The 8,887-nt window shown below is 72.3% G+C and carries 7 protein-coding genes and 2 CRISPR repeat arrays; all 7 genes read left to right on the forward strand.

Going from position 1 to position 8,887, the window contains the following annotated elements; translation table 11 throughout:
• The first annotated feature begins 1 nt into the window (after position 1).
• Positions 2 to 543: a CRISPR direct-repeat array (repeat unit 37 nt; unit sequence GTGGCGGCCGCCGTTCGCGGCGGCCGAGGATCGCAAC).
• Positions 544 to 858: 315 nt separating this feature from the next.
• The 7 genes from cas3 to cas2 are packed head-to-tail and all read left to right on the forward strand — an operon-like array spanning position 859 to position 8,420.
• Positions 859 to 3,066, forward strand: a complete 2,208-nt coding sequence (cas3, locus tag LG943_RS27200; RefSeq protein WP_270075242.1) for a CRISPR-associated helicase Cas3' — start codon at positions 859 to 861, stop codon at positions 3,064 to 3,066.
• Positions 3,063 to 3,752, forward strand: a complete 690-nt coding sequence (gene cas5c / locus LG943_RS27205; RefSeq protein ID WP_270075243.1) for a type I-C CRISPR-associated protein Cas5c — start codon at positions 3,063 to 3,065, stop codon at positions 3,750 to 3,752. The genes cas3 and cas5c overlap by 4 nt, the downstream gene beginning before the upstream one ends.
• Before the next feature lie 4 nt (positions 3,753 to 3,756).
• Positions 3,757 to 5,577 (forward strand): type I-C CRISPR-associated protein Cas8c/Csd1, encoded by a 1,821-nt coding sequence (gene cas8c / locus LG943_RS27210; RefSeq protein WP_270075244.1) that lies wholly within the window; start codon positions 3,757 to 3,759, stop codon positions 5,575 to 5,577.
• The gene (gene cas7c, locus LG943_RS27215; RefSeq protein ID WP_270075245.1) at positions 5,574 to 6,461 is read left to right on the forward strand and encodes a type I-C CRISPR-associated protein Cas7/Csd2; all 888 of its coding nucleotides are present in this window, start codon (positions 5,574 to 5,576) and stop codon (positions 6,459 to 6,461) included. Before cas8c ends, cas7c begins: the two co-directional genes overlap by 4 nt.
• Entirely contained in the window at positions 6,458 to 7,111 is a 654-nt protein-coding gene (gene cas4, locus LG943_RS27220) for a CRISPR-associated protein Cas4 (protein WP_270075246.1), read from the forward strand. Before cas7c ends, cas4 begins: the two co-directional genes overlap by 4 nt.
• Positions 7,104 to 8,129, forward strand: coding sequence for a type I-C CRISPR-associated endonuclease Cas1c (gene cas1c, locus LG943_RS27225; protein WP_270075247.1), 1,026 nt, complete (start codon positions 7,104 to 7,106; stop codon positions 8,127 to 8,129). Before cas4 ends, cas1c begins: the two co-directional genes overlap by 8 nt.
• A complete protein-coding gene (cas2, locus tag LG943_RS27230) occupies positions 8,130 to 8,420 on the forward strand; it encodes a CRISPR-associated endonuclease Cas2 (RefSeq protein WP_179769433.1) in 291 nt (96 codons plus the stop codon).
• 130 nt (positions 8,421 to 8,550) lie between these two features.
• Positions 8,551 to 8,879: direct repeats of the CRISPR family, unit length 37 nt; unit sequence GTGGCGGCCGCCGTCCCCGGCGGCCGAGGATCGCAAC.
• The last annotated feature ends 8 nt before the right edge of the window (positions 8,880 to 8,887 follow it).

Raw genomic sequence — 8,887 nt, forward strand, 5'->3', positions numbered from 1 at the left:
AGTGGCGGCCGCCGTTCGCGGCGGCCGAGGATCGCAACGCAGACGTCGGCCGGGAGCTGGCCGGGAACCAGCTGTGGCGGCCGCCGTTCGCGGCGGCCGAGGATCGCAACCCGCTCATCCCGCACGACTAGACAGCAGAGGGGGAGTGGCGGCCGCCGTTCGCGGCGGCCGAGGATCGCAACCACCACGTCGACGATGAGCCCGTCGAAGGCGACAAGTGGCGGCCGCCGTTCGCGGTGGCCGAGGATCGAAACGTATGCGAAGCCCAGGAAGCCGAAGAGGCCACCCGTGTGGCGGCCGCCGTTCGCGGCCGCCGAGGATCGCAACTTCCAGATCTGGTCGGCACCGTCGCGCCCCCACCGGTGGCGGCCGCCGTTCGCGGCGGCCGGGGATCGCAACCTGGTGTACGACCGGTGGTGCGTGCGCAAGGTGCCGTGGCGGCCGCCGTCCGCGGCAGCCGAGGATCGCAACGACGTCCTGGCGCGCGTCTACGGGGCTGACTCGCGGTGGCGGCCGCCGTCCGCGGTGGCCGAGGAGCGCAACTCCACCGGCATGCCCGCCGACTCGGGTCTGGTGCAGTGGCGGCCGCCGTCCGCGGCGGCCGAGGATTGCAACTCGAAGAAAGCCTTGCTGTAGGTGATCGCCGAGGTGGTGGCGGCTGCCGTTCGCGGTGGCTGAGGATCGCAACACCATTGCCCTCGCCCTTCGCGCCCCCGCCCGGGGGTGGCGGGCGCCGTTCGCGGCGGCTGTGGCCGGATGCGGACTGGTAGCAAACGAATTTCGAGAAACTCCCACGGTGATCTTGAGGGTTGGTTACTGTCTCGCTCGATTCGTACACACGACCGATCGGGGCGGATCATGGACCTCTTCGGGCACAGCGCCAACAGCGCTGGCCAGCGCCACCGGCTTGACGACCACCTGCGTGGTACCGAGCGCCGGGCCCGCCGCTATGGTTCGCGTTTCGCGGCTGCTGAGGTGGCCGGCTACCTCGGGCGGGTCCACGACGTCGGCAAGGGCACATGCGCCTGGCAGGACGGACTGCTGCGGGCCGAGGCCACCGGGTCCCGCGTCGGGATCCCGCACAAGCACGCCGGCACCCTCCTGGCCCACCGGGCCGGGCTGGGGCGGCTGGCCGGGGTCGTGTTCGGGCACCACGGGGGCCTGGTCTCGCGCGCCTGCCTGCGTGAGGAGCTGCGCGCCGCCCAGAGCGAGCACGCCGCCTCGGTGCAGGAGGCCATCGACCGGGTGGCAGCGGTGGTGCCCGAGATCCTTGACGGGCCCGGGCTGCCCGGATGGGTGCACGACGCCTACGCCCAGGACGACCTGGTGCTGGACGTGCTGGTGCGCATGGTCTTCTCCGCGGTGGTCGACGCCGACCGCCTGGACACCGCCGAACATCTGGACGGCCTGCCCCGCCCCGACCACCCGGTCGCCGCCTCCGACCTGGCAGAGCGGTTCGAGGCGGCCCGCCAGGAACTGCTGGCCGCCCGGCCGCCCTCGCCGGTGGACGCCGACCGCGACTACGTCTATGACCAAGCGCTTGCGGCGGCTCAAGGGCCGCAGGGCTTCTACCGCCTGCCCGCGCCCACCGGGTCGGGCAAGACGATCGCGGCCGGGGCCTTCGGCCTGCACCACGCCCGCCGCCACGGCCTGGCCCGGGTGATCGTGGCGGTGCCGTTCATGACCGTGACCGAGCAGAACGCCGGCGTCTACCGCGGCCTGCTGGAGACCGGCGGCGGGGCGCCGGTGGTGCTGGAGCACCACAGCGGTGTGGACTTCGACGCCCCGGGCGCGCCCGGGGGCCGGTGGGCCCGGCTCGCCGCGGAGAACTGGGACGCCCCCTTCGTGGTGACCACCACCGTGCGGCTGTTCGAGGCGCTGTTCGACCGCCGCCCCGAGGCGATGCGGCGCCTGCACCGCCTGGCTGGGTCGGTCATCGTGCTCGATGAGGTGCAGTCGCTGCCTGACGCGATGCTGGTGCCGATCCTGTCGATGCTGCGCACGCTCACCGAGTTCTTCGGGGTCACGGTGCTGCTGTCCTCGGCCACCCAGCCGGCGTTCTTCGACCTGGCGCCGCTGAAGGAGGTGGCGGCCCGCGATGTGATCGCCGAGCCCAAGCCGCTGTATGAGCGCCTGGCGCGGGTCTCCTACACCTGGTGGAGCGACCCCGCCCCCACCGTTGAGGAACTGGCCCGCACCGTGGCGCAGCGGCCCTCGGTGCTGACGGTGTGCAACACCACCGCGCAGGCCCAGCGCATCCACGAACTGGTCGCCGCCCACCGCCCGCAGGAGCGGGGGCCGGTGCTGCACCTGTCCACGCGCATGGTCGCCCGCCACCGCAAGGACACCATCGAGGAGGTCATCGAACTCAACCGGACCCAGAGCCAGGTGGCCGTCATCAGCACCCAACTGGTGGAGGCCGGGGTCGATCTGGACTTCCCCGAGGTGTACCGCGCCTATGCCACCGCCGAGGCCATGCAGCAGGCCGCGGGCCGGTGCAACCGCTCAGGCCGCCTGGAACGCGGCCGGGTGGTGATCTTCCATCTCGCCGCCCCGGACGGCACGGGCGCCTCGGGCGGCGGGGAGTTCGTCTACGGCGCCGCGCTGGGCGCCACCCGCCTGTTCTTCGGCCCCGGCAAAGCCCGGCCCGATGACCCCGAGGTGTTGCACGCCTACTACACCGAGCGGTTCAAGCAGACCAACGTCGAGGGCCGCGACACCGCCGCGCTGATCCAGCAGGCCCGCCGCGAGGGCGACTTCCCCCGGGTGGCCGAACTGTTCGAGATGATCCCCGAAACCACCGTGCCCGTGGTTTGCGTACCCAAGCGCTACGCCCACGACCGCGAACGCATCGCCGGCATCCTGCACCGGTTGCGCAACGGCGCTGCGAGCGCGCACCTGCTGCGCGACCTGCGCCCCTACATGGCCACCCTGCCCCGCGGCTATGCCACAGGCAAGGCCGCCGGGCTCATGGTCCCCGTGGTCGGCGACCTCTATGAGTGGATCGGTGACTACGACGAACACCGCGGCATCGAGATCGCCGACACCAAGGAGTACGTGTTTTGACCGCCCCGCCCCCCGCCCCTGCGCCGCCTCTGGCGGTGGAGGTGGAAGGCCCCTTCGCCTGCTTCACCCGGCCGGAGTTCAAGACCGAGCGGGTGAGCTACCCCGTCATGACCCCCTCGGCGGCCACCGGGCTGCTGGAGGCCATCTTCTGGAAGCCGGAGTTCTCCTACCGCATCGACCGCATCGAGGTGCTCAACCCCATCGCCTGGTTCACCGTGCGCCGCAACGAGGTCGACCAGACCGTCTCGGCCGATTGGGTGCGGCGCGCCATGGCCGACCCGACGCAGCGGTTCGACGCCGAGGCCCACCGCGACCAGCGCAGCATGACCGGGCTGCGCGATGTGGCCTACCGCATCCACGCCCACATCGTGCTGCGCCCCCACGCCGACGCCCACCCGGCCAAGTACCGCGACCAGTTCCGCCGCCGCGTGGAGCGCGGCGCCTGCTTCTCCCAGCCCTTCCTGGGCACCCGCGAGTTCTCCGCCTCCTTCGCCAAGCCCTCCCAGCGGCCCCCCATCGCCGCCAGCGCCGACTTCGGCGCGATGCTGCACAGCATCGACTACACCGGCGCCCGCGAGACCTACCGCTGGTTCCACGCCGCCATGGTCGAAGGGGTGGTGGCGGTGCCCGAGCACGGTGCCGAACTGCCCGGCGCCCCCGCGGCGCGCACCGGCGGGCGGGGGTGATCCGGTGCTGCTCAAAGCCCTGGCCGACCACGCCCCCCACGTCGCCGACCTGCCGCCGGCCCACTACCGGCCCCGCACCGTGCGCTGGTGCCTGACCATCGACACCCACGGCCGCCCCCAGGGCACCGACGAGCAGGGGCGGCCGGTGCTGAACGACCTGGCCGACGCCGACCGCCGCGCCGGTGTGGTCCTCAACGCCCCCTACGTCTACCGCTCCGGCGCCAAGCCCCCGCCCACCCTGCTGGTCGACACCCTCGAATACGTCCTGGGCGTGCCCAAGGAGGAGTCCGAAAAAGCCGTCCAGGAGGCGCTGCGGCGCAACACCGCCTACATCGACCTGCTGTCGGTCTGGGCCGAGCGCGCCGGGGCCGATGCGGCCGCGCGCGCGGTGCGCGTCTTCTTCACCCGCGGCCTGCACCGCGCCACCGTCCTGCCGGAGGGGGCCAAGCCCTCCGACCTGGTCGCCCTCAGCGTGGTCGGCCACCCCTGGCCCCACCTGGCCCCCGCCGCCCAGCAGACCTGGCGGGCCACGGTGGCCGCACGCAAGAGCGGCCGGGCCGGAACCGGCCGGTGCCTGTCCTGCAACCAGGACCGGCCCCTGCTGGACTCCCTGCCCGAACCCGTCAAAGCCGGCCTGATCCCCGTGCCCACCGGTCGCGGCCGCGACGCCCAACTGGTGTCGGTCAACACCTCCGCCCAAGGGCGCGGCGGGCGCATCCAACTCGCCGACATCCCGCTGTGCGAGGCGTGCGGGGCCGGCTCCACCGCCGTGCTCAACGCCCTGCTGGCCGATCACTCCCACCGCTACCGCATGCCCGACTCGGTGCTGGTGTGGTGGCTCAAAGAACCCCTCGACCTGGGGCTGATGGACACCCTGCTCAACGCAGAGCCCTCCGACGTCGCCGCGGTCTTCGCCGAACTTGAGCGTCCGCGCCGGGGCAGCGGCGCCGCCGGGGTGGAGGCCAACCGGTTCTACACCGCCACCCTGGCCGCCAACCAGAGCCGGGTGGTGGTGCGCGAGTGGATCGACATCGCCCTGCCCCAGGCGCTGGAGCGCGTCGCCGCCTGGTTCGGCGACCACCAGATCGCCGACTGGCGCGGCGACCAGCCCCGCCCGGTGCCGGTGTGGCTGCTGGCGCGCTGCCTGGGACGCGGCACGGCCACCGCCCAGGGGTGGCGCTACACCAAGGACACCGAGCCCGACGACGCACACCGCCGCCTGCTGCACGCCGCCCTGCACCACACGGCGCCGCCGCTGGCGCTGCTGAGCCACCTCAACCAGCGCATCGGCGCCGACGGCCGCGTCGACCACCCCCGCGCCGCCCTGCTGCGCCTGTTCTACAACCGCGCCTTCGCCACCGACAACGAAAGGGTCCCCCCGGTGCTCGACGAGAATCGGACCGACCCGGCCTATGTGGCCGGGCGCCTGTTCGCGGTCCTGGAGTCCTTGCAGTACCGCGCCCTGCGCGACCCCGACACCGGGCAGGGGCCCAACAGCACCATCGCCGACAAGGTGCTGTCCTCGGCCAAGTCCACCCCCCGCGCCCGCATGGAACCCCTCCTGGACAAGTCCCAGGCCCATCTGCGGCGCCTGCGCACCAGCGGCGCCCCCAAGGACCGCGCCGCCCACCACGCCTACTTCCGCACCATCTGCGAACTGCACGACCTGCTGGAGCACCCCCTGCCCGAGGTCTTGGACCAGCAGGGGCAGTCCCTGTTCAGCCTGGGCTACTACCAGCAGCACTCCCACGACCAGCGCCAGCGCCGCACCCACGCCAATGCCAACGCCAACGGCGAGGGCACCGACCAGGAGGACCAGCCGTGACCACTCCCTCGCCCCATCTGGACCCCGCCCGCAAGCACGACTTCGTGTTCTGCTTCGACGTGCGCGACGGCAACCCCAACGGCGACCCCGACGCCGGCGGCGCCCCGCGCACCGACCCCGACACCGGCCACGGGCTGGTCACCGACGTCGCCATCAAGCGCAAGATCCGCAACACCGTGGCCCTGCTCAAGGCCGGCCAGCCCGGCTTCGACATCTACGTCGAGGCCGGGGTGTCGCTGAACTCCCAGCACGAGCGCGCCTACACCGCCCTGGGCCTCAACGGCGACAAGAAGCACACCGTGGAGCACCAGGCCCGCGCCCGCGACTGGATGTGCGAGACGTTCTTCGACGTGCGCATGTTCGGAGCCGTGATGAGCACCGGCGACAAGAAGGCCGGACGGGTCCAAGGCCCGCTGCAACTGACCTTCGCCCGCTCCCTGGACCGCGTCACCGACCAGGAGCACGGCATCACCCGCGTCACCCAGACCCGCACCGCCGACACCGAGCGCGGGGAGTCCACCGAGATGGGCACCAAGCACACCGTGCCCTACGGCCTCTATGTGGGGTTCGGCCACTTCAGCGCCCCGCTGGCCGCGCGCACCGGCGTCACCTCCGCCGACCTGGAGGCGTTCTGGCAGTCCATGACCATGATGTTCGAGCACGACCGCGCCTCGGCCCGCGGCGAGATGGCGCTGCGCGGACTGTATGTGTTCACCCACGACGACGCCTTCGGCAAGGCCCCCGCCCACACCCTCTTCGACCGCGTCACTGTCGAACGCACCGACCCCCGGTCCGGACCCGCCCGCTCCTTCGGCGACTACAAGACCACCGTCGCCGACACCGGCCTGCCGGCGGGCATCACCCTGACCACCCTGGTGGGGTGAGGCGGGTGGGGCCCCAGGAGCCGTGGCCGGTGCCGCTGTCGGCCCTGGAGCACTACGCCTACTGCCCCCGCCAGGCCGGCCTGATCCTGCTGGAGGACGCCTTCGCCGAGGACGCCGCCACCGTCCGCGGCACCCTGGCCCACCACCGCGTCCACGACCCCGGCCACGAGCAGCGCCCGCGGGTGCGCACCCTGCGGGCGCTGCCGGTCTGGCACGACCAGCTCGGCCTGACGGGGGTGTGCGACGTCGTGGAGGTCCATGCCGAGGGCACCGTGGTGCCGGTGGAGCACAAGTCGGGCGCCTACACACCCGGCGGACCCGCCGACGTCCAGGTCGGGGCCCAGGCCATGTGCCTGGAGCAACGCATGGACACCACCATCACCTCCGCCGCCGTCTACACCATGGCCGACCGCCGCCGCCACACCGTGGCCGTGGACGCCGCACTGCGCGAGCGGGTGCGGGCCACCGCTGAGGCGGTGCGCGCGGTCATGGCCCAAGGGCGCCTGCCCGCCCCGGCCGCCGACCAGCGGTGCCGCCGCTGCTCCATGAACACCGGCTGCATGCCCAAGGTCCTGGCCAAGACCCGGCGCTATGAGCGCCTGCTCGCCGACCTCTACACCCCCGCCCCCGAGACGGAATGGGATGACTGAACTTCTCAACACCCTCTACGTGCAGACCCCGGGCGCCTCCCTGCACCTGGACGGCGACACCGTTCGCATCGCCCTGCCCGAGCCCGACAGCCCTCGCCGCACCCTGCCGCTGCTGCGGCTGGAGTCCATCGTGGTCCTGGGCAACGTCAACGTGTCGGGCCCGCTCCTGGCGCGCTGCGCCCAAGACGGCCGCGCCGTGGTGTGGATGAGCCGCGGTGGGCGCTTCCTGTGCCGGCTGGCCGGGCCCCTGCGCGGCAATGTCCTGCTGCGCCACGCCCAGCACCTGGCCCACGCCGACCCCGCCACGCGCCTGCCCATCGCCCGTGCCTGCGTGGCCGGAAAGATTCAGAACAGCCGCCAACTCGTCCTCAGAAGCGCCCGCGACGCCACCACCGCCAAGGACAGCCTGCGCGCCATCGCCGCCGACCTGGAGGCGTCCCTGGCCGCCGCCGGCACCGCCGCCGACATCGAGGTCCTCATGGGCGTGGAGGGCGCGGCCGCGCGCGCCTACTTCGAAGCCCTGGCGCTGATGATCCGCAAGGACACCGGGCTGTCGTTCCCCGGCCGTATCAAGCGCCCGCCCACCGACCCCGTCAACGCGCTGCTTTCCTTCCTCTACGGCCTGGTGCGCTCCAGCGTGCACGGCGCCTGCGAACAGGTCGGCCTGGACCCCTACGTCGGCTTCCTCCACGGCATCCGCCCGGGAAAACCCGCCCTGGCGCTGGATCTGATGGAGGAGTTCCGCCCCGCCGTCGCCGACCGGCTGGCGCTGACCCTGATCAACCGGCGCCAGGTCGGCCCCGGCGATTTCGAGACCATGGAAGGCGGCGCCGTCCAACTCACCGAGGAAGGACGCAAGACAGTGCTGACCGCCTGGCAGCACAACCGCCAGAAGGAACGACCCCACGCGGTCCTGGGCCGGCGCGTGGCCCTGGGGCTGCTTCCCTCCGTGCAGGCTCGGCTGATGGCCCGCACCCTGCGCCAGGAACTGCCCGGCTACCTGCCCTGGACGGCGTGAATGGAGCTGCTGATCACCTACGACGTCGCCACCACCACCCCCGAGGGCGCCCAGCGCCTGCGGCAGGTCGCCAAAGTCTGCGAAGGCTACGGGATGCGGGTGCAGAAGTCGGTCTTCGAGGTCGTGTGCAGCGACGCCGACTGGGTGCGGCTCAGCCACACCCTGCACCGCATCATCAACGACGCCGAGGACAGCATCCGCGTCTACCGGCTGAAAGCCGGAACCTTCAAGGCAGTCTCGGTCCTGGGCACAGCCCGCCGCCTGCCCCACGACGACGCGCTGGTGCTGTAGTTGGGAACCCCAAGTGCTCATGGAAACCTCGGGGGATTCCCAACGACGTTTGGACACCCCTGCGTGGAATGCCGGTTTCCACACCGCTATTCAGCATCGACCATTGACGCGTTTCCCCAGGTCGCACGCTGTGGCGGCCGCCGTCCCCGGCGGCCGAGGATCGCAACACCCCCAGCAGCTCCGCGATGTCTGCCATGTCCATGAGTGGCGGCCGCCGTCCCCGGCGGCCGAGGATCGCAACTCCGCGAACAGGAACCACAACCACATCGTCTTGAGGTGGCGGCCGCCGTCCCCGGCGGCCGAGGATCGCAACGTGAGACGGTCGACCTCTACCGCCATCCTGTCCATGTGGCGGCCGCCGTCCCCGGCGGCCGAGGATCGCAACCCCTCTCCGAGGGAGGTGAGCGCGCCCTGAGGCACCAGTGGCGGCCGCCGTCCCCGGCGGCCGAGGATCGCAACCCGTTGGT

This window comes from Streptomonospora mangrovi, assembly GCF_027604915.1.
Classification (GTDB): Bacteria; Actinomycetota; Actinomycetes; order Streptosporangiales; family Streptosporangiaceae; genus Streptomonospora; species Streptomonospora mangrovi.